Consider the following 24,610-nt stretch of genomic DNA (forward strand, 5'->3'; position numbering starts at 1 on the left):
GGGGTTCGAGGTTAGCCGACCGTTTGAGCATCGATCAGCTGATCAAGCTCTTCCTTGAGTTTCTCGAGCACTTCTTCATAGCCAAACGCGCCGAGAGCTTCCCCTCCGCGTTTGAGATTCACAAAGTTGGGACCGCACCAGAGGCCCAGGTCGGCGTCGTCGGTCTCGCCAGGACCGTTCACGCGGCAACCCATCACGGCGATGGTGATCTTATGATCCTTCGCGTACTCGGTCAGCTCTTTTACTTTGGCAGCCAGGTCGACGAACGCTTCGTTCTCGACTCGCGAACAGCTCGGGCAGCTGATGATGTTGAGCGTCTGCAGCCCGTAATCGACCACCGTGCGAACGCGGCCGGCGGCGATGTCGTCCAGGATCTTGCGGCCTGCTTCGATCTCTTCTCCCTTGCGAGAGTTAGGAACCGTCAGCGAGACGCGAATCGTGTCACCGATACCGGTGCCGATCAACTGCTCAAACGCGATGCGTGTCTTGATGATGCCGTCCGGCGGCATGCCGGCTTCGGTCACGCCCAAGTGCAGCGGCACGTCGGGGCGTTTCTCGGCGAAGCGGCGATTCACTTCGATCACTTTTTGCGGGTCGCTATCCTTCAGCGAAACACAGAAGCGGTGGAAGTCCAGGCTGTCGACCAGGTCGCAGTGCTCCCAGGCACTTTCCAGCATGGGCGTAATCGAGTCGTCTTTTTCGTAGAGGGCCAGCTTGGCCGGGTCGACGCTGCCGCAGTTCACCCCAATGCGAACCGCACAGTCGTTGTCCTTGGCGATGCCAATGATGTACTCGACCTTTTCCTGCCACGGCTTTTCTCGCTCGTGGTGGTAAAGGTGCCCAGGGTTGTAACGGATTTTATCGACGTGGGGAGCGACCAGTTCGGCCAGTCGGTAGTTCTCTTGCAGGTCGACCGAAAGGTTACCGGAGGTCTGCTTGCGAATCTCGGCAAGCGCTTCGGCGTCCTTCTTATTGTCGACCGCAATCCGGATGACATCGGCGCCGGCTTTCTCCAGGTCGGTAACCTGGGCGACGGTGGCGTCAATGTCCTGGGTCTTGGTCGCCGTCATGCTCTGGACGGCGATCGGGTGGCCAGAGCCGATGGTGATGCTGCCGATCGCGACACTACGCGTCGGATTGCGAACGATTTCCAACGTTGTAAACTCCCACGGTTGAAAGACTTTTGCTGTATTGTCTACAACCGCAGTGGTTTTGGCAACATCACGATTGGTTAAGCTTTTGGGCCGTCGTAAGTGATCGGGTAAGCATCCCGGACCACCTTGGTCAGCGCTTCGACGAAGAAGTATTCGCCGAACATCACCGATTCGTCCACGCCCAGGTCTTTCTCGGTGTGGTAGACACCGTGCTTGAGGATGCCTTCCCAGCCTTCGTCGTTCACGGCCAAGTATTCTGGCGTGACCAGGGCATCGAGCATTGCCAAGGCGGTTTCTTTATATTGCGCCGCTTTCGCAGAGTCCTTCGTCTGCCGGCTCAGATCCAACAGGCCTGACGCGGCGATCGCTCCCGCCGAAGTCTCTTTCTGGGCTCCCCATGGGGCGGGCTTGCTCAGGTCGGCATCAAAGTCCCAGAACGGCACCTTATCTTCCGGCAGGTTGGCGATCCAGAAGTCGGCATTCCGCATCGAAACGTCCAGATACTGTTCATCTCCGGTCAGCTGGTAGCACTTCGAGTAACCATACAGCGACCAGGCCAAACCGCGGGCCCAGCTGCTGTCGCCACGCAGACCTTGATGGGTGGTTTGCTCCAGGAATTCGCCTGTTTCCAAGTCGAACATGCCTTCGTGTGCCGTCGAACCGTTCTCGCGGACGATCGTGTCGCGGGTGGTCTTACAGTGGTTGACCGCGCGACGCATCAGTTCTTCGTCGCCCGTCTCTTTCGCCGCGTAGAAGATGATCGGCACGTTCATCATGATGTCGATGAACAGCGAGTCGTCCGACACGAAGCTGCGCAGGTACTGACCCTTTTCCTTGAACCGCATCGCCAGGGTCCGCCCGGCCTGGACCAGTACGTCGTGCAAATGCTGGTCGCCGGTCAGCTGGTACCACGGCAGGTAGGTGCTCAAGAAGATGAAGCCCAGGTCGTGTACGTCGCGATCGTGTTGACGGTGTTCCAAAAGCTTCGAGTAGTGTTCGGCCTTCTCACGCCAGGCTGGGTCGCCGGTGCGAAGGTGAAACTGCCACATCATCCCGGCGTAGAAGCCAGCACACCAGTCGGTCCATAACTCTTTATCATGCCGCCACTTACCACCCTCGGTGTAAATCGGGAAGTAGTCGGGGTGCTGCTGGCTGGTCGCGGCGACCTGTTTCTCGGCGAACTGCAGGGCCTTCGTGTATTGCTCGGTGCGCTGGTCACTCATGATCGTGCGAAACTCTTACGGGGACACGGGATAGGGGCGTAAAGTCGCTGACCGTTATCGGCTATAATGCGATTCTCGTGGCTCATACTAGCCCTACTCCTGCTGCCCGAAAAGCGACTGCCGGAAGGAACCCAAAAAATTTCGATGTACGACCCTGTCTTTCATATCGTGCTGTACGCCCCTGAGATCCCGCCCAACACCGGCAACATCGGGCGAACGTGCGTGGCCACCGGCAGCAAACTGTGGCTGGTCGAACCGCTGGGCTTTCAGGTCGACGACACGGCCCTCCGCCGCGCCGGCATGGACTACTGGCAGCACTTGAACTGGGAAGTCGTCCCCAACTGGGAGACCTTGGCCGATCGCCTTAAGTCCAATCGTAAGTGGTACTTAACCAAGACCGCCAAGCACAGTTACGCGACCGTTCGCTTTGAGAAAGGAGACGCATTCGTCTTCGGCTGCGAGTCGAAAGGCCTGCCGCGCGAGCTGGTCGAAGCGAACGAAGAGACCGCCATTTCGGTCCCCATGCGAACCGATGTCCGCAGCTTGAATCTGGCCTCGACGGCCGCCGTGATCGCCTACGAAGGGGTCCGTCAGCTGACCCTCGCCGGCGAATATTCTTTACCGATTGGTGAGTCTCCGATTGGGTAAAGCAGCCCTGAATCGCCAGTTCGCCTAAATCCGGGCAGTCAAACATCCTTCGTGGATTGATCTTCCCTGATAGCTGGCTTTTTCTCACAATAGCCCGCGACCCAAAGATTCATGTCGGCCAGGCATCGCAGGGAGGCGAAATGAGGCCCAAGCTTGTTGTTGATTACGTCGTTTATCTGATCGTTCGCCTGTTTATCTGCACGCTTCAGGCAACGCCTCTTTCCGTCTGCGCCCAATGCTCCAAATTCCTGGCCTGGCTGGCCAGCGACGTGCTGAAGATCCGCGGCAAACTGGTCGACTCGAACCTGATGCACGCCTTCCCCGAGCTTTCGCCCGAACAGCGGAAGAAACTGGCCCGCCGCAGTTGGTACCACCTGTGCCTGATGATCTGCGAGATCGCCCACGCGCCGCGCAAGCTGCACGACACCAACTGGCACAAGCACATCAAGATGAAGGACATCCACATCCAGATCGAGCAGGCCCTCGGCCGCCGCCCGGTGGTGGTGCTGCTGGGACACTTCGGCAACTTCGAGGTGATGGGCTACTGCACCGGCATGCTCGGCTTCCCCACGTACACGGTTGCCCGGCCGCTGGATAATCCGTTTCTGCACAAGTACCTGGAAGAGTTCCGCAGCGCGACCGGCCAGATCATCCTGCCCAAGCAAGGCAGCGCCCCGTACATCGAAGAAGTGCTCAACCAAAACGGAACTCTGGCCCTCTTGTGCGATCAGAACGCCGGCGCGAAAGGGTGCTGGGTCGAGTTCATGAACCGCCCGGCCTCGTACCACAAAGCAATCAGTGTCTTCTCGATGACCAGCGGCGCTCCGCTGGTGTTCCTCTACATGCGCCGCACCGGCGGCCCGATGCAGTTCGAGTTCGGCGTCGAAGGCATCTACGACCCGGCCACGTGTGACGAACCCAAAGGGGTCAAAGAAGTCACCCAGTGGTACAACGAAATGCTCCAGCGCGTCGTCCGCCGCGACCCGGATCAATACTGGTGGGTCCACAACCGCTGGAAAGATGACCGCCCAGCGAAGCGACGCGAGAAAGAAAAGAAGAAGCTGGAAGCGGCCAAACTGGCTTCGGCTGCTTAGCAGCTTGCCAGCTTTTAACTCTGTGTGCTACTGGCCAGTGTCTTTGAAGCATCTTACCGGTGAGCAACCCTCGTCCCCACTTCGCACTGGCGAGACGCCAGTGGCACACCGGGATAGGTCTTTGCCTGGGCGTCCCACGCGACAACCCATAAGCGAACTCAAATCACAACTCTCATTGCACCGACCGCGCAAGATTTCTTTTTTTCGCGGAATGCGCGAAACACCTTCGCATACTTTTCGATAATCAGGCATCCTGCGGCATCCGCGGGGACCGGAACTTGAGAAGAGCGCTGTGCGATCGTCGTCGATCGCCGAATTCGTTGGAGAGAATGCAAATGGGTCGTGCCGATCGCTGTCGAACGCCTGCTGGTCGTGGAAATTCGAATACCCCGTCCAGCTCGATGTACTCCGACGATGTGTTCCGCAATGCGGTGCGTCGTTACAAGTGCCCTGGCATTGAGGGCATGCTGACGTATTGCGAGAACGAAGATACCCGGCTGCAAGCGGCACGCGCGGCTTATCATCGGAATAACAACGCGCTGACTCGGTTCAATCGCCGCGCGGGGATGGGGGGACTGGCCCGAGTCTACGGGCCCGGCATGGCAGGGCCGTTTCCCGTCACCGGTGCCATCGCCGACTCGCTGGGGCTCGACGCGATCATCGATCTGATCCGCTCGGCCAGCGATTTCGTGCGGAGGATCATTCGCGCTGCCAGGGCATTCATCAAGGGACTCAAGGAAGGCTTGCAGGATCAACTCAGCACGGAAGACTTTCGGAAGTTCGGGAACAAGCTCGCCGAAAGCTCGGTGGTGACGATCGTGTTTCCGCTGGTCTTTGGCGCTGGCGCGATCACGGGGATCGTGGAAGACGTGGTCGATGCGGTCCGCGGTATCGTTGACCTGGCGACGAACATTCGCGAGATCGCCTATGCGGCCTACGCGTTCCTCAAGGAGATTCTGACCGACAGCGCGATGGCCTACGAGCTCGGTAAACAGGTCGGCACGCAAATGGCCACCTCCTTCAAAAAGCTTACCGGTCGCAGCACCGTGCGTTTCACCTACGAGCTGGGCAAGATCGTTGGTCCGTTCATCATCTACTCGCTGCTGGCCTTGTTCGGATTTCCTCAGGTCGCAATGGTCCGCGCTACGGCTTGGCTGACGAAGTTCCTGGCGAAGTTTCCAAAGCTCGCGAAGATCGTCCGCAAAATGGCCAAACTGGTTCCCGGCCGCAAAGGTTTCGTACTGTATGGCAAGGCCACCAAAGGCTACATCCGCGATTCTGGCATCACCAAAGCCCACTTCAACGCATTCAAGGCCGCCGCGAAAGAGCAGAAGGTGATCGTCGTCGTTCGCAACACGAACCCGAAGTCACTGGACCTGATCGAAAAGTTCAAATGCCCGCCCAAAGCGAAGAACCTGGAAGGCATTGCCACCACCAAGCCCTCGAACCAAGGCATCGTGATGGCCGAAAACGTCAAGGCTGTGCGGTCTCGCGGGTATGCAGTCGTTGATAAGGACCTGGTCGCACGAACGCAAGACGGAAAAGTCATCGACTTGCCCTCCAAGTTTTGGAAGCTGGAAAAGGGCCAGGTCATCGACGTTAAATTGAAGAAGCCAGTCGTTGGCGACTACGACCTGATGGGCGTGATCGACCCCGGCGCGCCAGGCAGAAACATCGCTTTGGTTGCCTCCAATGGCGATACGGTCGCCGATGTGAGCAGCCCGATCGTGCGGCGGCTGAAGGACTCGGTCAATCGCCGTTTAGATACTGATCGAGTTCTGCATGGTGCCCAGGATCAGTACGCCGGTTTTCGAGGGGGCGCGACGGTGATTTACCCGGACGGTCATGCGACCTTCCTTCCCGACGAAGCCGCCGTCAAGGCATTCTACGATTCGCCGAGCATCATGCGACAAACGAGGACCGGCAAGTACGAAAGTGGCCAACGTCCCGTCTTCGATGAGAACGGACGATCGGAAAACGTCATCCTGGGCCCTTGGTCCTCGGAATAGGCTTCCGCATTCACTGGCCTGGCTACGGAGACATATCGACGTCAAGCGTGTTGTCTCCTTCGGAGATCTCTAGCGTCAGCGGCGTGGACTGTGGCGAACGATACTGCTTGGGGATGTTGTCCATATCTTTGAGAACCATCCCCGGCTCCGAATTCGGCGGTGGGTTGGGGTCGACGATTTCCGGTGGAAAGATGACGACCTTGTATTCCCCTGGCGGCAGTCCACCTTTGTGCGTTGTGGCCAGGTACGTTCCATCAGGCTGGATCTCGCTATCGATCCTGACGCCGGTATCGTAGTTGACGATAGAAATGATTCCATCTTCAAGGGGCGTGCCCTTGTAGCTTACCGTACCGGAAACCTGGCCGGCCGGATCGGCAGGCGGTTGGCAGCCAACGATCACCGCCAATCCAAATACCATGGTCAGGCACGCAGCGGCCTGAAAGTAGTTGCTCTTCATAACACAATACCTGCGGGTGAAGTTAGGTGCTAAGGAATGGTCACAACGTTGCCGTCGTCTCGATTGGCGAGATTTCTTAGCACGGCTAACTGCGTCGTTTCCGGCAGGAAGTGCACACTGCCATCCAGGAACAGAAATTGGGCGCCGCCTGGATGCTCGGAATTCATGGGGTTGTTGCAGCGATCGTTCCCCATGGTGGTGCCGTTGTACGTGTTGGTACCAATCGGCGAAACGATCGTCGTGAAGTTGTAGCAGCGACGACTATGATCGTGGCTGACATACCAGGTATCGCTTCCCTTAGGAGATGTGTTGTAGTTCTTCCCCATTTGGAAACCACTATTGCGGCTGTTGCGAGCATCGACAATCGCACCGCTGCTGTTGAACGTACGTCCCGAGCTTTCTCCGACCAGCAGCGTGTTGGACGTTCCATCGGTGGCATCGCGGAAACCATGCACGATGTTGGGAACGAGCATCCCGCCGCCGCACACCAGGCCCATCTGAGTATTGTTAGGATCACACGTCGAATGGCCTTCGGCACCGGAAATCGGAATGTAGTCTGCGATGACGATGTCCGTACCTTGCTGATTGGTCGTATCGTTCAAGGCACTCGACGGACAATTGATCCACACAGGGTTGAAGTCGGCAAAGGCCGCGCGGGTTGCCGCCGATTGGGAAGTCGTGCTTCCCAGCCAGAACCACTGCATGGTGGGAATGCGGTCGTACACGTTGCCTGCTTCCAGGTACGGCAGAATATGGACCCAGGCCGAGTTTCCATGCCCAGTGAGCCGCAACGAGCCCGGCGGAAGCGTGTTGACCGTGTCGTGATAGTTGTGAAATGCCAGGCCGACTTGCTTGAGATTGTTCGAGCATTGCATGCGTCGTGCTGCTTCACGGGCTTGCTGCACGGCCGGCAACAGCAAGGCAATCAACACGCCGATAATGGCAATCACCACGAGCAATTCCACCAAAGTGAAACCGCGGAGCTGCCTGGTTTTTAAGATCGAAACCACGAAATACTTCCTTATCACGACGAGATAGAAGAAAAAAGGGATTGCAGATAAATCACATGCACTATACCACACCTAACGGTGGATTGACAACCTCTACCAGAGCAGGTGGGGTGGCGCTGGCAGCCAGGGTAACATCGGTGCGTCAGCCTGACGTCCTAACCGTTCGGATCATCCGTGCTTCACGCTCTTAGGTCGTGGGGATAATTCCAAAGCGTTCCAAGATTTCAAGAACACCAGAAAAGCCATAGCCGCGGATCTCCGTCACGGTCGCCGTGAATCGCTCTGCGTTTCGGGTGTGGTCTGCTCCAAGTCGCAAGAGTGTATCTACTACATTCGGGTGATTGCAGCGCATGGCATGAATCAGTGGGGTAAAGCCATGTTTGTTTACGTGGTTGATATCCGCCCCGCACGTACTAAGGTACTCCACAATCGTTGCGAGGCCGCCAGCACAAGCCATCTGTAACGGAGTTTCCTTGGCCCTGTTCAGCAGATCCACGGATGCCCCGTGTGCGACCAGGAGTTTCACGATTTCCAACGCACCGGCTTCGATGTTGCCGAAGCACGCTTCGTGTAGGGCGGAGTTGCCGGCTTGATCTTTGAGCCCGAGTTTGGCACCGCGTGATACCAGCGTTTCCGCGGCGGCCAGGTGTTTGTTAATGGCAGTCCAGATCAGCGGCGTCGACTTCTCCACATCGCGGTGATTGATATTTGCTCCGGCATCCAACAGCAACGTGACGACCTCGACATGGCCGTTGACGGCAGCATGGGTCAGTGCGGTGTAACGGTTCCTGTCCTCAATGTCCACAGGCACACCCGCAGCCAGATGACGAACAACCGCTTTGGTATCGCCGCTGGCTGCCACGTTCCAGTAGTGTTGATATTCTTGTTCCACTTCCGATCTGAATTCGCTATGTGCCGAACGTTCACGTTCACCTGTCACCGCATGGCTTGCCAGCTACTCGGCAATCATGGCCAACGTCTGCTTCGCCAGGTGTTCGTTGGAGAAGCTTGCGTTCGGATCGAGCGCCAGACTGCCCAGGATTTCCTTGGCGGCCTGCTTGTCCCCTTGCTGATTCAGGGTGAGGGCTTTGTTGATGAGCAAGATGCCCTTGGTTTCGGCATCCGGATTGGCCGCCAACCCCTTTTCGATCGCCTCCAACTTTTCCGCCGGCTCTTGGCATTGCAGGGCATACTCTTTCCACGCTGGGGCGAAGCTGGGCAGCCGCTCGACCAGCACGCCTATCAGTTGAGCTTTCTGCTGGGGATCGTCGACCCATTCCAGCGACGAGTACGCCGCGTAAGTCCCTTCCGGCAGCTCACCGGCCGCTTCTCGGTCCAGCGTGTCAAGTGCCGTTAGCGCCGTGAAGAACCCGCGCGGTGACAGTTCGATCACCTTTTGATAACACTGGCGCGCCTTGGCGAAGTCCTGCTTAAGCAAGTAGCTGAACGCCATGTCGTAGGTCGGATAGGGCCAATCGGGTGCCAGCGTTTGGGCCTCGGTCAGCAAGCGGATCGCCTCGTCGTATTGCCCAGCGGCACCCAACTGCCGTGCTTGTTGATGAAGCTGGTTGGCTTTCGCAGGGATGTCGTTGTTGCTCAAGATTTCGTACTCGAAAGTTCCCGTGGCGTCGGCCAGGTCCGCGGTGGTCAGCTCGCGGCCATCTGCGGCGCGGAAAACGACGCGATTCTCCGTTTTAGCCGCAGGCCCGGGCGAATCGCCATTCGTGCTACAACCGATGAGTGCCATGAACGGCAATATGAAGTAATTCAGCGAAAGACGCATCTGTTTTGTTGGTTGAGGCATTGGGGAATGATTTGGGCAAATCTTTTCAACAGCTGAGCGCTTCGACCAGGTCACGACCGAACCAACCACTCATTCGCCACCATGCCGTCGCTTATAAAACGCAATGAACTCGGGCAGCCGAGGCAATTCGAGGTAGCCGTTCTCCTCAGGAGACTTAGGCAGATCATCAACCGTGACGTGGGCGATGTCGTTTGCGACCGATCTTTCTCCAATCGCAGTCTCTAGGATGGTGTAAGCGGCGTCAACCGATTGATTATCTAAAACAAAATCGGCATCCGGAAAACCAATTTGCACGCCCAATGCAGCCGGGTTCTCACGCGACTTAAGGGGCATGAACCATAACTGGGAGACATCGACGTCGATTGGACCATCTTGAAAACGAAAGTCGAATCCCATGGGTGGTTTCAGTGCGAAGAACTTCCAGCCCTCCATGTCGATCGCTTCGTCAACGAGTGCATCGGCAGCTTGGAATGCCTCGACGTCACCGTCAGCGGTGATGATCAATTCTTTTGGCGTAGAACTGGTCGACATCAAGAAGTACAGCCGACTGTCATACCGATGCAGTTGCGACAGCAGCTCGTTTTGCAGCGCATCGGGGATGTCGTCGGTTGGCAGACGCCCGGAAAAACCGCAAAACCAATGCCAGAATTCCGAAGGAGATAGTTGCATACTCGTCTCGGGTTTTAGGAGTCGCACTGCGTGGAAGCATTCACAATCAGCCGTGACAGCTAGCCAGCGTGCTTCAACTCAGCAGATCGATGATTGCCTGTCGATCTCGCGAGTACTTGTCGACAATGTCCTTCGCAAGGTCGCCCGACGCGTCTGGGATGGTGGGATCTGCTCCATGTTGCAGAAGGACTTCCACGGACTTACGCTTGCCCAGGAAGGCCGCGCGAATCAAGGCGGTGGACGCGTAGTAGCTGTCGCAGACGCGATTGACGTCGACTCCTTGCTTCAGCAGTAGCTCCACACACTTGGGATTTCCTGCCGCTTGAATCAGCAGCGAGTTGCCCTTCACATCGATTGTTTCCGGCGGCAACCCTGCTTTGAGTAGCAACCTCAACAGCTTCGGGTCGTTGAAATTGCCATAAGGGTATTCCTTGTCGCCGACCATGCTGAGATCGTTCCCGCATGCATCCAGTTCCGCTTTGATCTGATCGTACGGTTGATCGCGTTCGGGTTTATCCAGCAGCCGAAAAAGCTTTTTCAGATTCGGTCGATCCTTCTTGCCAGCCGGCGCGACGGCAGCGGCCTTCTTGACCGCTGGCTTTTTGACGGTTGGCTTCTTAACCGGTGCCTTCTTGGCAGCAACTTTCTTGGGCGGAGCCGTATCCATCTTGGCGACTATTTTTTTAGCCGCGGCGATCCGCTGTTGGTTTCCCTTTTCGGTCGTTGCTTTCGCACGCCAGGCCGAGCCTTCGGTCTGAGTGCACTTCGATTTCAAAGGAAATCGTACTTCTACAGCCACGCCGGTAGCGACCGACAGGGCATCAAAGCATCCCGCGCCGATCCCGTCGGTAAGCTGTCCTTCGACATCGGCCCGCAGTGCGCTAAGCTGTTTACGAGACAGTTTTTGCTCGCTATCGACTTCCACCGCAATGGCGAGCTTACCTTTGGCATCCACGACTAAACGCGGGTACCCTCCACGAAGTGCACACTCTTCAGCAAAGTCGACCTCGGCGTAGTTCAACACCGAGTCCGTATGGCAGGCGAGGCCATCCAGCTTTCGCACGAGCCCTTCTGACGCAACGAGGGAACCGTCGTGATCGACCAGTTGAGCCGACAACGAGATCAACGTCTTGTATCGCATATGCTTGACCAAGAATGGGCGAACTGAATTGTTGATACAGGTGACGAGCGCTTGCTCCTCAAGCTGCAAGCGGGTCAGCCTGATGCTACTCCGTGATATCGATCCGCACCAACTTCATGATCCGCCCCGAGACATTCCAGTCTTGTACGTACAAGTTCCCTTCGGCATCCCAGTACGAACCGTGCGTACCGCTGAAGACGCCTTCGACCCATTGGTCTTGGGGGACATTGTAGTTGCGTCCCTTGGCTGGGTCGGGGTTGTTGCCCAGCACCGCGATGATGGTGTTGTTCTTGTCCAGCACCACCAAGCGACCGTGCAGGTCAGGCACCGAGACAAAATCGCCTTGGATGGCCACCGAGGTCGGCATGCCCAGGCCGGTGATCACTTCTTCGATGAACTCGCCTTCGAGCGTGTAATGCAGCAGGCGGCCTTTGGGTTGATGATTGCGATCGCAGATCAACAAACGATTCGGTTCGTAACGCGTGTCGAGCGTCATGCCGTGGGCCGTGTTGAACTGCTTCAGGCCGTTTCCTTTTTCACCGAAGTGCATCACGTACTTGCCGTTCTTGTCGTACTTGAAGATGTGATTGGTCGCGTAACCGTTGGACAGGTAAATATCGCCATTGGCGGCCACGGTGATCGCGGTCGGGTTGAACTTGACCTTGCCCAGGCCTGCTTCCTCAGGCAGCTTGAGCCGCAGAACTATCTCGCCGGTGTGAGCATTGAACTTGATCCCTTCGGCGTCGTTGTTGCGGGCACCGTAGATGAACTCGCCCCCTTCCTCTTCGCGGATCTCCATGTCGTGAATGTTCGAGTAGTCCTTGCCTGGGTACGTCTGAATCACGTTGCCGTCCGGCGAAAAGACGAAGACGCCTGCTTTGGCGCTGGTGTAGATGTTGCCGGCCTTATCGATCACCACCGAACCGTGGCACGGACCGATCGCCGAGTGCCCATCGGGACGCAAGCCCCAGCCAGGGACCGTATCGAACGTCATCGCCCCAGAGCCCATCCGCACCGGCTGCTGCTTTTCCTCAGCAACAAGCGACAAGGCGGTGACGCAGGTAATAATCAGGGCAACAGGCATCGAAAGAAAACGCATAATGAGAGCTCCGAGCTGACTTCTTCGGTTGTGATTGGGGATTGGGATGCCAGCAGCGCAAAGGAAAGGGAGCTGACGGCAACCAACGGAAAAGGGAATTGGGGAAGGAAGGTGATTAGCCCCCAACGAAGCCCACGTATGAGGACGCGAAAAGCGACTGGCAATTCGGGCATCGAGGAGTCTGGTACCAGCATAACACGTCGGCTTGCGTGTTGTATCACAGATTTGAAAAAAACTCTTGGCGCGCTGGCATCCGTAGAATTCCGCAGCACAGGCCGCAAGCATGTTGCTCGGACCGACAACCATGTCGCTCGACATGACATCCGATTTTTTGGCGACGAACGGCAAGCCGGAAGTCGGCATAAATCTTAAAACTTCGTCGCTCGCTTCAACTTTCTTTTCTACGCGAAAACAAGCTATGCGCGCGGTATTTATACGCATAAGCAGCGTTCTACTTGCAAGCCGCTTCGTTCTCGGAACGCTGTTTGCGTACCGGCGAGTATCTGCCAGCGCATGCGCGCAAGCCTGCTAAACCTCCCTCCATCTGGCCCATAGGAACGCAAACTGTGCAGCGTCCATCCCCGCAGGGGTTCACCTTAGTCGAGTTACTGGTCGTGATCGCGATCATTGGAATCCTCATCGCGCTGCTTTTGCCGGCCGTGCAACAGGCTCGCGAAGCCGCCCGGCGCAATTCGTGCATTAACAACGTCAAGCAGATGGGGCTGGCGTATCACAACTTTCACGATACCTACGGCGAGTTCCCCCCAGCGCGCGGTTCGAGCAATCCGAAGTATGGATCGACCGTGTTCGTGCTGCCGTTTCTCGAACAAGGTAACCTGACCGATCTTTTCGACCGCACGGCACCGGCCGGTTTCGCCGATCCGGTCAATCAAGTTGCGGCCAATACATACGTCCAAATCATTCGCTGTCCGTCGAACCCGGTGGAAGGGCTGATCAAGATGCGTGCGTCAAGCAGCACCGGCTCTAGCTATGGCGACTTTCTCACGACCAGCGGAACCACCAGTAGCGCCAACGATCCGAACATCATGACCGGCTGGGCCAACGACTACTGGGTGAACCACTTGATCAGTTCGTCGAGCTACGAACTCTACTTCCCGGGCGCGACAAGGCCTTCCCCCATTTTGAATCGCTACGAGCCTGGTTCGAAGATGCGCGACACGACTGATGGCTTGTCGAACACAACGATGATCCTGGAACACGCCGGCTACGATAAGCACTACGTAAAAGGGGTTGGCATGCCGATGGGTGATTCGGACTTCACATTGGATCAGCCGGGTGCCTGGGGAACGTGGCTCGGCTGGTGTGCATTCCAACTGCAAACCTATTCAAACTACACCCCGGCCACCTACCCGACCGGCAGTTCGACCCCCTCAGGCACCGGCTGCACTGTGAACTGCAACAACTCGCAGGGCCTGTTCGGCTTTCATCCCGGCGGAGCAACCGTCGGCATGGGAGATGGCAGCGTCCGCTTCTTCAACGAAGGGATGTCAGGCCGCGTTCTGATGTCGCTGGCCAGTCGCGACGGCGGCGAGGTGGCCTCGCCATGATTTGGCAGACCATCACGAAACACGTTGCCTGCGTGGCAATCACGTTGGCTTCTCTGGGCGTGCTCGGCTGTAGCCAGACCGAAGAGGTTCCTTTGATTGAAGGGACCGTCACCGTCGACGGCAAACCGGCCGGCGGGCTGTACGTCGTCTTTCACGATGCCGGTGATCCCAACGCCGAGGCCGTCGCCAGTAGCACGCGGACGGAAGATAGCGGGCACTTTAACTGGTCTGTGCCTGAGCCTGGCGAGTACGTCATCACGGCGTTCTGGCCCAAGCGGATCGTGACCCAGGAAGAAACGATCGAAGGCCCCGACATGCTGCGAGGCAAGTACCGCAGCCTGAAGCACCCGGCCGCGACCGTGACCATTCAAGCTGGCGAGAACGAACTCCCCCCAATCGATCTTTCTCGCTGAACTCTCCCTCACATCGCCGCCTGAGGCAGCGGTGAACCTGATTGAGACACTTCATTCCACAAGGAATTTTACGTGAGACCTTTTTCGATTCTTGCTTTCGCAGCCCTGCTGCTAGTTACTTCTATCTCGGCCGTCAGTGCCGCAGAGCAGAGCGTTGTTTTCTCGAAACAGTCTGGCCCTTGGTCGGCTGAGGCAACCTGGGACGGTGGCGAACTACCTGAAGCTGGCGACCAGGTTGTGATCCGGGCCGGGCACGAAGTCGTTTACGACCTCGAGTCGCGTAAGGTGTATCGCCTTGTACAGATCGCAGGAACGCTGCGCTTCGCTCAGGATCGCTCGACATTGCTCAACGCGGGACTGGTTTCGCTGCTTGCGTCGGAAGAACCGACCGAGGAAGGTTTCGACTGCACGGACATGCCAGAGCCATCCGCTCACGCGCATCATGACCACCATCACCATCACGGCATGCACACCACGGCGTTGGTTCCGACGCTTCTGATTGGCGAACCGGGTAATCCGATTCCCGCCGAGCACACGGCAACCATCCGTCTGCATTACGTCGAAGGGATGGACAAGGAGTCGTGCCCCGCGCTGATCAACTGCGGTGGGCACATGGAAATCCACGGTCAGCCAATGCGTAACACGTGGGTCAAAATGCACCGAGCCAGCGACATCGGCGACGAGCGCGTGACAGTGGTCGAATCAATCGAAGACTGGAAGCCCGGCGATCATATCATTGTGACCGGCACCCAAGAACAACGCGAGCGACGCCGCGGCGGACCCAGCGGCGGTTTCATCGATACGGCTCAGACTGAAGAACGCCACATCGTGAAGGTTGGCAGCAAGGACTTCAGCGGCGGCTATACGATCACGCTCGACAAGCCGTTGACGTTCGCGCACTACGCCGACGACGAGTTCAAAGCAGAAGTCGCCAACCTCACGCGCAACGTGATTGTCGAATCGGCCAACCCCGACGGCGTGCGTGGCCACACGATGATTCACGTCGAATCGAAGGGTTCGATCAGCTACGCCGAGTTCCGCCATCTGGGCAAACGGGACCTGTTGGGCCGCTATAGCCTGCACTTTCATCTGTGCGGACAAACGATGCGCGGCAGTTCGGTGATCGGTGCTTCCATCTGGGATAGCCACAACCGCTTTCTCACGATCCACGGCACCGACTCGATCGTGGTGCGTGACTGCGTCGGCTACAAGAGCGTTGGGCACGGCTTTTTCCTGGAAGACGGCACCGAGACCAACAACATTCTCGATCACAACCTGAGCGCCGTCGTCGGGCCTGGTAAGCCGCTCCCCAAGCAAGTCGTTCCGTACGACAAGAATCGCGGGGCAGGCTTCTGGTTTGCTAACTGTCACAACGTCTTTACCCGCAACGTGGCCGCCGAGTGTGCCGAGTACGGCTATCGATTCGAGAACAAAGAAGCCGACGGCTTCAATCCGCATCTTACCATCCGCGAAGTGCATGGCTCGCTGACCAGCAAAGATACCCGCGTGATGCCGTTCATTCGCTTTCAAGACAATGAAGCCCACACGATGCGGTTCTTCTGCTTGAATCTCCGCGGCGTCAGTCGGCCTGACGGTGGCGGGCTCGACATTTACGATCAGAACCTTTCCCTCGCCCAGGAAGCCGCCGAGGCGATTCCTACGCCGGGCTATCCGTTCTGGATCCGCAACTTCAAGGGCTGGGAATCAAACTGGGGGATTCACCTGGGAACGACCGGCGTGTTTGTCGACGGCTTGAACGTCTTTCGCTCTGACGTAGCCATCTGGCGGTCGATTATGGATGGCTCTGGCTATCGCGGACTGCAAACGAAAGAGATGCGGGTCAACGACATTCACAACCCGCTGAGCATGGGAATGCCGGCGGTCAGCGAAGAGGAAGCTTCCGAGAAGCGTATCTTCCGCGGCGTTTCGAGCTTCATCGACGACCTGCCGCCACAAACGGTGATCACCAAGGCCGTCCGCCACGGTAGCCTGGTGCACATTGAAGGATCGACGTCCGATACCAGTGACGTGAAAAGCGTGACCGTAAACGGTCAACCGGCACGTTCCTGCCGCGATCACTTCGCCCAGTGGGAAATCACCCTCGAAGCCCCCGCAGGCCAGTCGCTGAACCTGACGGCCGTGGCGGAAGATGTGAACGGCCTGAAGGAAATCGCGCCCCATCAGCTGGTCGTTCAGTAGAACGAAACCCTCGAAACCGAAGGCCATGTCCACCCTCCGGTCCCTTCGCCCCTATGGGGAGAGGGCTAGGGTGAGGGGCGAACCTGGTACCAGCCACCGAATTCCGAGGAAGAAACCGAACCGCGGATGACGCAGATCGTCACGGATATTGTAAGGGCCCGCATGCCGCGGGTCGGAAGCCTGGTACCCATTGCGCGACCCGCGGCACGCGGGCCCTACAAAAAAATTCCAGGCGCACTATCTTACGGAAGCGCTTGTCCTCTACATTGCACGTACACCCAGCGGATCATTCCGATCCCCGGGTGCCGCACCCTATCTCCGTGTGCCACTGGTCTCTGGCCAGTGCTCTTGCAGCGGGATTGGTTTGGACATCGTATTCCTGCTTCACACTGACCAGAGGCCAGTGCCACACCATCAACTCAATGAATTGTCATGTCCCATCACCACGCACCAAAACCGGAAACACACGGAGCAGGCTCGACCGAGCACGCTCCGCAGGTCGCCGTGCGCGATGGCAACCGACTTGTTTGCCCCTGCTGCGGGGAAGTGTTGATGTATCTCTCGGATGACGAGCCCCACGAGGAACCTTCGCCACCGCAAGAGCCTTCTTGCAAGCCACCCAGGATGAGACCTTCGCCCTGGGACGAAATCGCGCGCCGGCAAGACGCCCTGAAAGAGGCCGCCTGGCAGGCCTACGAACAAGCCCAGAAGGCAGAGCAAGAGCAGCGTTTGGCTCAGTTCCTCGCATCGGACGACCCCGGCTTTTGTGCCGACTATCTGACGCAGCCGATCGATCCCGAGGTTGCGGCCTACGAGTTCCCCGAAGAAGATCCGCCGGAATTGCCGAACCCCAAGCGAGCGAGACAGACTCGCACGACGGACTCAGCAACAAGCCGCCCAAGGAGTCGCCGGCGCCACGATCTTCCCTTGGAACAGCCGCACACGCACCAAGAGAAACGCTACCTGGCGTGGACCTTCTACCATCTCAAGCTGCAGGATCTGGAGCTACAGGAAAAGATTCACGCAAAGCAAGCCAAAATCGATTGCCTGCGACGTGAGCTGGGTGGCGTGAGGGACGTTCCATCGTACGAACAGCATTTGCCAAGTGAGAACGTGCCGAAGGTACGCCCACATATCGAGGTGGTGGAGTTCGACTTACAGTTCTGGATCGAGCAGGTAAAGCGTGATCAGGGATATCAAAGCTACGAAAGCACTCGCCTGAAAACGGTACTCGAACAGGCCAAAGAACGCGGGCCACCGGTGTGATCCGGTCCCCTCTCCCTCGCAGTGAGAAGGCTAGGGTTAGGGTTTCATGAACGAGCTTCACCCAATATGTACCGCCAGAAGTTCGGCACCGTTTTGAACAGTGATCGTGCATGCGCGGTTAACAAGCGGCATGCGCTGATCGCAACCAGCGACTACCAGAGGAACCCTACCGAGGAAACGCGATGACCTTGGCTTCGGCCGGTGGCGTCGCTTCTTCGTCTTGGACCATTTCGTACAGAAGTTCGCGAGTCACGTCGCAGTCGCGGGGTTCGCTTTGTTCGACGCGATCGCTGACCAGGCGTTCGGTGGTTTGCCCGGTGATCAGTACCGTGTCGCCGATTTCGGCTTGGCTGAGTGCGTAACGGATGGCTTCCTTGCGGTTCGGAATCACATGCGCTTTGGCTGGTCGGGCAAAGCCATCGATGATGTCGTGCACCACTTCATTGCGCGAGGTGCCGCCGGTACCGCTCATCGTGATCAGCGAGACGTCGCTACCTCGTTCGGCCACTCGGCCCAGCAGGGGACGATTCACCCGATCGCTCGATTCGTGAGCACCCAACACACAGATCAGTCGACCATGGGTGACGCGGCGAAGGGTTTTAAGTGCGACGGCCAGCCCGTCGTGGGTATGGGCCTGATCGATGAAGACACCGAAGGCCTGACCGCATTCGATCCGCTGCATCCGGCCCGGCAAGGTCTCGACCGACTCGAGCCCGCGAACGACGGTCTTCAGATCGACGCCATAAACCAGGCACACCGCAGCCGCGACCAGGCAGTTGTAAACGTGATGGTCACCGATCATTCGGGTGCAGACCGGCATCGTTTGGCTACCGGCAGTCAGCATGAAGGTTTGTTCGCTTTTGTGACGTTCGACGACCGAAGCAGTGATTTCCCCGACGCCGTGCATGGCGATCGACAGCGAAGGGACTTCGGCCTGGTTCAACAGCCGCACGCAGTTCGAGTCGTCCCCGTTGAAGATGGCGACGCCTGTATCGCGGAGGTATTTCAGCAGCTTCTTCTTGGCGCGGTAGTAGTTGCGGGCCGAACCGTGAAGCTCGATATGATTCTGGCGAATGTTGGTGAACGCGGCGACATCGAGCTGAACGCCAGCCAGGTGCTGCTTGACCAGGCCTTCGCTGGAAGCTTCAATCACCGCATGGGTGCAGCCGTTGTACTGCATGCGGGAAAGCATATCGGCCATGATGGCCGGGTTGGGCGTGGGATGGCCCCACGATTGTTCGTCGTAGCCGTTGTCGAAGCCCAGACTGGTCAAGCTGCCGACCTTGGCACCTGCTTTTTGCAGAATGGCCTTGATCAGCAGGCAAGTGGTCGTTTTGCCGTTGGTGCCGGTGACGCCGATCACTTTGATGCGATCGGTCGGCTGGTCGGCCAACGCATGGCAAAGCTGACCGTATGCCTCGCGGCTGTCTCCGACCACACACACCGGCACGCTAACAGGGAGTGGTTTTTCGGAAACAACCGCAGAGGCACCGCGTTCGATGGCTTCGTCGACCCGGTCGTGGCCGTCTTCGTTATCGTCGCAGATCGCGATAAAGACCTCGCCGGGCAGGACGTGTTCTGGTCGGGCACAGCAGGCCTTGGCGAAGATGTCGCTTCCGCCGAAGAATTTCGCTTCTGGTAGCAAACTACGAAGCGATACTCCAACGCGAGAAGTGATTGTCTGCGACATCGTTGGCCTCCTTGCCAATTTTGGGCGCGAACCGAAAGAGAAAAACCTCGAATCCATCCGAAGTTAGTACGCAAACGACCTGTCCTGGTTCTTCCTGACCGGGGACATGCCTAAAATAGGCTTGTCGCTTGACGTTGCAGCTAATGTTTTCCATTTCCGCTAAAGAGTCAACCCGACTTTACCGACATCGCCCGCAGGCAATGTCGAGTTTTCCGTGTGAAGTGTTTAGTTTTCAGCAGGAAAGAGCCTAGGCGGACTCAATCTCCTCCTGAAAACTGAACACTGAAAACTTCCAACTGACCCTACACCGGCTTCCCCCTAGTCGAGGAAGCTTACCAATTACCAAGCTCTGCTAGCAGGGCCGACAAACATGCCTTCGCAAGATTTTGATTTGGATGCACTGGCCGCTTATCTTCACCTGACACCGCCTCAGGTGGAAAAGCTCGCCAACCGCGACGATATTCCCGGCCGCAAGGTCGCTGGAAAGTGGAAGTTCGCCAAAGCGGACATCCATCACTGGCTCGAGCACCGGATCGGCGTGTTCGACGATAGCGAACTGGAACGCGTCGAAGGCGTGCTCGATCGGCACGGCAAGCACGAAGAGCCCGTCTGTATTTCGGACATGCTGCACGAAAGCACCATCAAGATTCCGATCACCAGCCGCTCGCCGCGCAAAGTGATTACTGAAATCTGCGATGTGGCGATGCAGGCCGGGTACCTGTGGGACGAGCCAAAGATGATCGACGCCGTGCTGCAGCGTGAAAACATGCACTCGACGGCGCTCGACAACGGCGTGGCGCTGCTTCACCCTCGGCGTCCGCTGCCGGCGATCATTTCCGAAGGCTTCCTGGCGATGGGTCGCACCTACCAGGGGATTCCCTTCGGTGGCAGCCGCGGGATTTTGACCGACGTCTTCTTTCTGATCGGCTCGATCGACGATCCCTCGCACCTGCGAACACTGGCCCGGCTCAGTCGCATTATCAACGACAGCGCAGTCCTGGAAGGGATCCGGGCGGCCGACCATGCCGACGAGGTCCTCGAATTGATCCGCGAGCGCGAGGACGCCATCTAAGTGGATGCCGCCAAGCGACAGGTCCTGGTCTCCGGCGATCTCGAATCTCAGGAATTCGAGGGGCTCGCTGCCTGGCTAAGCACATGGCCCAGCATCGAGCTGCACGCCGAAGAAGCGACCGCGTGGGTGGCCAACTTTGACATCATCCTGCTATGTGCTGCCCGACCCGGGCGGTTTTCGGCAGCCGATGTCGAAGCGTTTCGCCAGCGGAATCCTTTGGCACAGCTGATCCAGATTTTTGGCCCTTGGTGCATCGGCGAGGCCCGCACCGGCCCTGTGCCTGAAGGCATCCAGCGGATGGCCTGGTACGAGTGGTCTTATCGCTTGCCGGAAGTGATTGAAGGCCGCTCGCCGGTTCCAGCGACGTCGTCCCCTCAGGAACAAGCTTTGGCCTCGCTTTCCGAGATTGCCGCAGACGGTAACTCGGCGACCGTTGGCATCCTGGCAGGGGCGGCGGCGGACTTCGATTACCTGCGATCGGGCTGTCATGCCCTGGGGCATTCCGCCAAGTGGGTTTCGACCGAAGAGTCGACGAAGGCCAACGACCTGGACGTGCTGATCGGCATTGTCCCCGGCACCGATGGGGCCGAATTCGCCGAGCTTGGCCGCTGGTTCCTGGCGATTCCGGCAGCAACCAAGATCCTGTGCTTGGGGGCTCCCACATGGGAAGACTGGCAGAAAGCTCAATCTTGCGGCGTTACGGCGATCTTAGGGCAACCTTTCCGCCTCGCTGACTTGGCGACCCTGCTCAAACCGCAGTCAGATTGCGGCATTTTGCCCCTCGTCAATCGGCCGTAAAGCCGATAGGATGAGGAGTTCGACCAGCGGCATGAGTCCACACTATAGGGCTCCGCTTTCCCTAAACCCCTGATCCAAGCTTCATGACCAGTTTGCCCATTATCGATCCGAATGCTCCCAGCCCCTCCCAAGCCGCCGACTCGTGTGGTTCTGATGGTGCCAAGGGAAAGTATTCCTTTATCAGTCTGGGTTGCCCCAAGAACCTGGTCGATAGCGAACGCATGTTGGGCCTCTTGGATCAAGATGGCTACCAGCTGACGCAGGACACCGAAGGCTCCGACTTCGTCGTGATCAATACCTGCGGCTTCATCGAACGGGCTCGCGACGAATCGTTCGCCGCCATCGAAGAGATGCTCGAACTAAAGCGTCAAGGCAAGATCAAAGGGGTGATCGTCTCCGGCTGCCTGGCCGAGCGACAGAAAGACACGCTGCTGGAAACCTGCCCCGAGATCGACCAGATCGTGGGCGTCTTCGGCCGGGAAGAAATTACCCGCGTGGCCGATCGCCTGGTAGGCAAGCTGGAAGAACAACGCACGGTCTTCAAGCCGGCCCCGGTGCGTGCCCTGAACGATCGCAACCGGCTGCGAATCACGCCGCGGCACTTTTCGTACCTGAAGATTTCCGAAGGGTGCGACCGTCTGTGTACGTTCTGCGCGATCCCCAAGATGCGCGGCAAGCACGCCACCAAGCCAATGGAAGAAGTGATCGCCGAAGCGGAAGAATTGGCCGCCGATGGCGTGCGTGAGCTGATCGTCGTCGCGCAGGACACGACCTACTACGGCATGGACCTGTACGGCGAATCGCGCCTGGCCGAGTTGCTTTCCAAGCTAAATGAAGTCCGGGGGATTGATTGGATTCGCCTGATGTACTTCTACCCGATGTACGTCACGCGTCCACTGTTGGAAACGATTGCCGCGTGCGACAAGATCGTCCCGTACGTCGACATCCCGCTGCAGCACATCAACGACACAATGCTCCGCCGCATGGCTCGCCGCGTGACCCGTAGCCAGACCGAAGAACTGGTCGGGCAGATGCGTGAGATCATCCCGAACTTGAACATCCGCACGACGTTCATCACCGGCTTCCCTGGCGAGACGGATGAGCAGTTCCTGGAACTGGCCGACTTCATCGAGGCCCAGCGGTTTGAACGCGTCGGCGTGTTCACCTATTCCAAGGAAGAAGGCACACCGGCCGTTCGCCTGGACGATCACCTGCCCGACGAACTAATGGAACAGCGCCGCGAGCACTTGATGGCGATCCAGCAGGAAGTGGTCTTCGATCACAACGAAGCCAAGGTCGGCACAACGATGGACGTCCTGATCGATCAACCGGTCCCCGGCGAGAAGACCGCGTTCATTGGCCGCACCGTCGCCGACGCCCCGGATGTCGACTGCGTGACCTACGTCACCGGCAAGGGACTGAAGCCAGGGGATATCGTACCGACCGAGATTGTGATGTACAAAGACTATGATCTGGTCGGCGTGGCAAGTGGCCCTGCCCGATAGCACGATTTAACAACCGTCGCACGCATGCGGCGGCTCGGCGGATAGTCTATGTCAGAAAAGCCCATCCCTTCCGACGTCATCGTCAATGTCCCCAACATCCTGACAGGCATCCGCTTTGTCCTTTCGATCAAGGTGTTTGTTCTGTTGCCGCTGGGTTACATCTGGCCGGCACTGGCGATCTTCATCGTGGCGGTCGCAACCGACTGGGTCGACGGCTACTGGGCTCGAAAATACAACCAAATCACCAAGTTCGGCCGGATCTTCGATCCCTTCGTCGACAAGATCATCATCTGCGGAACGTTTGTCTACCTGGTCGCCATCCCCGGCTCAGGCGTTGCTGCCTGGGTTGCCGTCGTGGTGATGGGGCGCGAGATGCTGGTGACCGTCATCCGCAGTTTCGTCGAACAGCACGGCGGAGACTTTTCCGCCAACTGGCCCGGTAAATGGAAGATGGTCTTTCAGTGTGCTTTGGCCATCCTATCGATGATTGTATTAGCCACCGATGAAGGAACCGCTCAAACGACGTGGTATGGAATCAGCGGCTTGTCGACGTGGTTGGTCTACGTGTTCAATTTGATCGTCTGGGGCACGGTGGGTCTGACATTGGCATCGGGTTGGATCTATATTATGGATGCCGTGAAGATGATCCGATCCGGAACCCTCTCTACAGACTAAGCCCTACTTGTCGTGATTGAATTGATCCTCGGTTTCGGTCTGATCGGATATGCGGCGCTGGTTCTCACGATCAGCGTCAGCGTTTGGGTCGGTGTGGCTCGCTGCCTGGCGGCAAATCAGCCGATCCTCGAAACCCAACCCGCCCCGGTCGCTCGCTGGGGACTGCTCGATATTTTCGGCGGCACGCTCGGCTTCATCATCTTGGCGAACCTATTTGTCTCGCCACACCTTTCCGGCGAGACAAGCATGGCCGATCTGACGGCGGCCCAGCGCATCGGAGCAATGTGGGGACAGATCTGGGCCCAGTCATTGGTGTGCCTGGTGATCTTTATTCTGATCATCGCTCGCGGTGGCCTGACGCTGGTCATCGGCGAAAGCTTCGCTGGGTTCCGTAAAGACGTGTTGATCGGCATCGCTACCTTCTGTGCGTTGTGTGTGCCGGTAATCATCATTCAGGTCGGCATCGCGCAGTTCGTGGAATACAAACACGAACTGATCACGATGATCACCGAGTCCCCCACGCCAGGCATCATCATCCCGGTCCTCGTATCGGCCGTGCTGGTTGCGCCACTGACCGAAGAGTTCGCGTTTCGTCTGTTACTGCAAGGGTGGCTGGAAGAAGTCATGGCCGGCCGCTACTTCTCCGCCGGACAAATCCTGATGGGCCGCGTGGGCTTCCCACGCAAAGACGACGGCGACACCTTAAAGGAGGAAACGTTCGCCGTGTTGGCCGAACCTCTGCCGCACACTGAGGGAAGCGCAGTGGAGCCGAAGTATCCCTTTCGTCCTGCGTTCATGCTGGCCCCGATCTTCATCAGCTCCGCCATTTTCGCCCTCCTGCATTTCGACCAAGGCGGGGCTCCGATTCCACTCTTTTTCCTGGCCTTGGGCCTGGGATATGTCTACCAGAAGAGGCGCACTATCGTCCCGAGCCTGGTTGTGCATATGATGCTCAATGGGCAATCGATGCTGCTTTTGCTCCTGCAGATCTTCTTTGGCGAAGAGCTCGAGACACCGCCGGTTTAACTGGCCCGCGGCTCCCTTTATAATGCGGGACTGACAAAGGGAATCAGCGGCATTGTTAACGTTTGCAGGCGTTCCCTCGTTTCATAACCC

At 57.9% G+C, this 24,610-nt stretch carries 22 protein-coding genes; 12 read left to right on the forward strand and 10 right to left on the reverse strand.

Annotated features, from left to right (window positions below; all coding sequences use genetic code 11):
- Nucleotides 1–11: 11 nt before the first annotated feature.
- Both ispG and PSR63_RS26685 read right to left on the reverse strand, forming a co-directional pair.
- On the reverse strand, nt 12–1,154 hold the full coding sequence (gene ispG, locus PSR63_RS26680) for a (E)-4-hydroxy-3-methylbut-2-enyl-diphosphate synthase (RefSeq protein ID WP_274329167.1): 1,143 nt from the start codon (nt 1,152–1,154) through the stop codon (nt 12–14).
- Nucleotides 1,155–1,231: 77 nt separating this feature from the next.
- Nucleotides 1,232–2,377 (reverse strand): glycoside hydrolase family 88 protein, encoded by a 1,146-nt coding sequence (locus PSR63_RS26685; protein ID WP_274329168.1) that lies wholly within the window; start codon nt 2,375–2,377, stop codon nt 1,232–1,234.
- Nucleotides 2,378–2,521: 144 nt separating this feature from the next.
- On the opposite strand from PSR63_RS26685, the gene PSR63_RS26690 reads away from it, so the two are divergent.
- From PSR63_RS26690 to PSR63_RS26700, 3 genes are all read left to right on the forward strand, one after another.
- Nucleotides 2,522–3,025 carry a tRNA (cytidine(34)-2'-O)-methyltransferase gene (locus tag PSR63_RS26690; protein WP_274329169.1) on the forward strand — a complete coding sequence of 168 codons (504 nt, stop codon included), beginning with the start codon at nt 2,522–2,524 and terminating at the stop codon, nt 3,023–3,025.
- Between the two features lie 140 nt (nt 3,026–3,165).
- Nucleotides 3,166–4,119: a lysophospholipid acyltransferase family protein gene (locus tag PSR63_RS26695; RefSeq protein WP_274329170.1), complete on the forward strand. Its 954-nt coding sequence runs from the start codon at nt 3,166–3,168 to the stop codon at nt 4,117–4,119.
- A 335-nt stretch (nt 4,120–4,454) separates the two neighbouring features.
- Nucleotides 4,455–6,128: a hypothetical protein gene (locus PSR63_RS26700; protein ID WP_274329171.1), complete on the forward strand. Its 1,674-nt coding sequence runs from the start codon at nt 4,455–4,457 to the stop codon at nt 6,126–6,128.
- Between the two features lie 22 nt (nt 6,129–6,150).
- On the opposite strand, the gene PSR63_RS26705 is transcribed toward PSR63_RS26700, so the two are convergent.
- The 7 genes from PSR63_RS26705 to PSR63_RS26735 all read right to left on the reverse strand — a co-directional run bounded on the left by PSR63_RS26705 (nt 6,151) and on the right by PSR63_RS26735 (nt 12,308).
- Nucleotides 6,151–6,585, reverse strand: a complete 435-nt coding sequence (locus tag PSR63_RS26705) for a carboxypeptidase-like regulatory domain-containing protein (protein WP_274329172.1) — start codon at nt 6,583–6,585, stop codon at nt 6,151–6,153.
- Between the two features lie 29 nt (nt 6,586–6,614).
- Complete coding sequence (locus tag PSR63_RS26710; RefSeq protein ID WP_274329173.1) at nt 6,615–7,595, reverse strand: DUF1559 domain-containing protein; 981 nt, start codon at nt 7,593–7,595, stop codon at nt 6,615–6,617.
- A 187-nt stretch (nt 7,596–7,782) separates the two neighbouring features.
- The gene (locus tag PSR63_RS26715) at nt 7,783–8,487 is read right to left on the reverse strand and encodes an ankyrin repeat domain-containing protein (RefSeq protein ID WP_274329174.1); all 705 of its coding nucleotides are present in this window, start codon (nt 8,485–8,487) and stop codon (nt 7,783–7,785) included.
- 63 nt (nt 8,488–8,550) lie between these two features.
- Nucleotides 8,551–9,399: a tetratricopeptide repeat protein gene (locus PSR63_RS26720; protein ID WP_274329175.1), complete on the reverse strand. Its 849-nt coding sequence runs from the start codon at nt 9,397–9,399 to the stop codon at nt 8,551–8,553.
- Nucleotides 9,400–9,468: 69 nt separating this feature from the next.
- On the reverse strand, nt 9,469–10,068 hold the full coding sequence (locus PSR63_RS26725; protein ID WP_274329177.1) for a hypothetical protein: 600 nt from the start codon (nt 10,066–10,068) through the stop codon (nt 9,469–9,471).
- 73 nt (nt 10,069–10,141) lie between these two features.
- Entirely contained in the window at nt 10,142–11,209 is a 1,068-nt protein-coding gene (locus tag PSR63_RS26730) for an ankyrin repeat domain-containing protein (protein ID WP_274329179.1), read from the reverse strand.
- An 85-nt stretch (nt 11,210–11,294) separates the two neighbouring features.
- Nucleotides 11,295–12,308: a hypothetical protein gene (locus PSR63_RS26735; RefSeq protein WP_274329181.1), complete on the reverse strand. Its 1,014-nt coding sequence runs from the start codon at nt 12,306–12,308 to the stop codon at nt 11,295–11,297.
- 566 nt (nt 12,309–12,874) lie between these two features.
- Here PSR63_RS26735 and PSR63_RS26740 point away from each other — a divergent pair.
- The 4 genes from PSR63_RS26740 to PSR63_RS26755 all read left to right on the forward strand — a co-directional run bounded on the left by PSR63_RS26740 (nt 12,875) and on the right by PSR63_RS26755 (nt 17,754).
- Nucleotides 12,875–13,876: a DUF1559 domain-containing protein gene (locus PSR63_RS26740; RefSeq protein WP_274329183.1), complete on the forward strand. Its 1,002-nt coding sequence runs from the start codon at nt 12,875–12,877 to the stop codon at nt 13,874–13,876.
- On the forward strand, nt 13,873–14,289 hold the full coding sequence (locus PSR63_RS26745) for a hypothetical protein (protein ID WP_274329185.1): 417 nt from the start codon (nt 13,873–13,875) through the stop codon (nt 14,287–14,289). Before PSR63_RS26740 ends, PSR63_RS26745 begins: the two co-directional genes overlap by 4 nt.
- A gap of 72 nt (nt 14,290–14,361) precedes the next feature.
- Nucleotides 14,362–16,488, forward strand: a complete 2,127-nt coding sequence (locus tag PSR63_RS26750; protein WP_274329187.1) for a G8 domain-containing protein — start codon at nt 14,362–14,364, stop codon at nt 16,486–16,488.
- A gap of 432 nt (nt 16,489–16,920) precedes the next feature.
- Nucleotides 16,921–17,754 (forward strand): hypothetical protein, encoded by an 834-nt coding sequence (locus PSR63_RS26755; protein ID WP_274329188.1) that lies wholly within the window; start codon nt 16,921–16,923, stop codon nt 17,752–17,754.
- 166 nt (nt 17,755–17,920) lie between these two features.
- On the opposite strand, the gene PSR63_RS26760 is transcribed toward PSR63_RS26755, so the two are convergent.
- Complete coding sequence (locus PSR63_RS26760; RefSeq protein ID WP_274329189.1) at nt 17,921–19,444, reverse strand: Mur ligase family protein; 1,524 nt, start codon at nt 19,442–19,444, stop codon at nt 17,921–17,923.
- 370 nt (nt 19,445–19,814) lie between these two features.
- Here PSR63_RS26760 and PSR63_RS26765 point away from each other — a divergent pair, with 370 nt between their 5' ends.
- The 5 genes from PSR63_RS26765 to PSR63_RS26785 all read left to right on the forward strand — a co-directional run bounded on the left by PSR63_RS26765 (nt 19,815) and on the right by PSR63_RS26785 (nt 24,520).
- Nucleotides 19,815–20,516: a PTS sugar transporter subunit IIA gene (locus PSR63_RS26765; RefSeq protein WP_274329190.1), complete on the forward strand. Its 702-nt coding sequence runs from the start codon at nt 19,815–19,817 to the stop codon at nt 20,514–20,516.
- Nucleotides 20,517–21,314 (forward strand): hypothetical protein, encoded by a 798-nt coding sequence (locus PSR63_RS26770; protein ID WP_274329192.1) that lies wholly within the window; start codon nt 20,517–20,519, stop codon nt 21,312–21,314.
- A gap of 83 nt (nt 21,315–21,397) precedes the next feature.
- Nucleotides 21,398–22,819 carry a 30S ribosomal protein S12 methylthiotransferase RimO gene (rimO, locus tag PSR63_RS26775; RefSeq protein ID WP_274329194.1) on the forward strand — a complete coding sequence of 474 codons (1,422 nt, stop codon included), beginning with the start codon at nt 21,398–21,400 and terminating at the stop codon, nt 22,817–22,819.
- A gap of 48 nt (nt 22,820–22,867) precedes the next feature.
- Complete coding sequence (gene pgsA / locus PSR63_RS26780) at nt 22,868–23,494, forward strand: CDP-diacylglycerol--glycerol-3-phosphate 3-phosphatidyltransferase (protein WP_274329196.1); 627 nt, start codon at nt 22,868–22,870, stop codon at nt 23,492–23,494.
- Nucleotides 23,495–23,506: 12 nt separating this feature from the next.
- Entirely contained in the window at nt 23,507–24,520 is a 1,014-nt protein-coding gene (locus PSR63_RS26785; RefSeq protein ID WP_274329198.1) for a CPBP family intramembrane glutamic endopeptidase, read from the forward strand.
- Nucleotides 24,521–24,610 lie beyond the last annotated feature (90 nt).

The sequence above is a fragment of the Bremerella sp. P1 genome (genome assembly GCF_028748185.1).
GTDB lineage: Bacteria > Planctomycetota > Planctomycetia > Pirellulales > Pirellulaceae > Bremerella.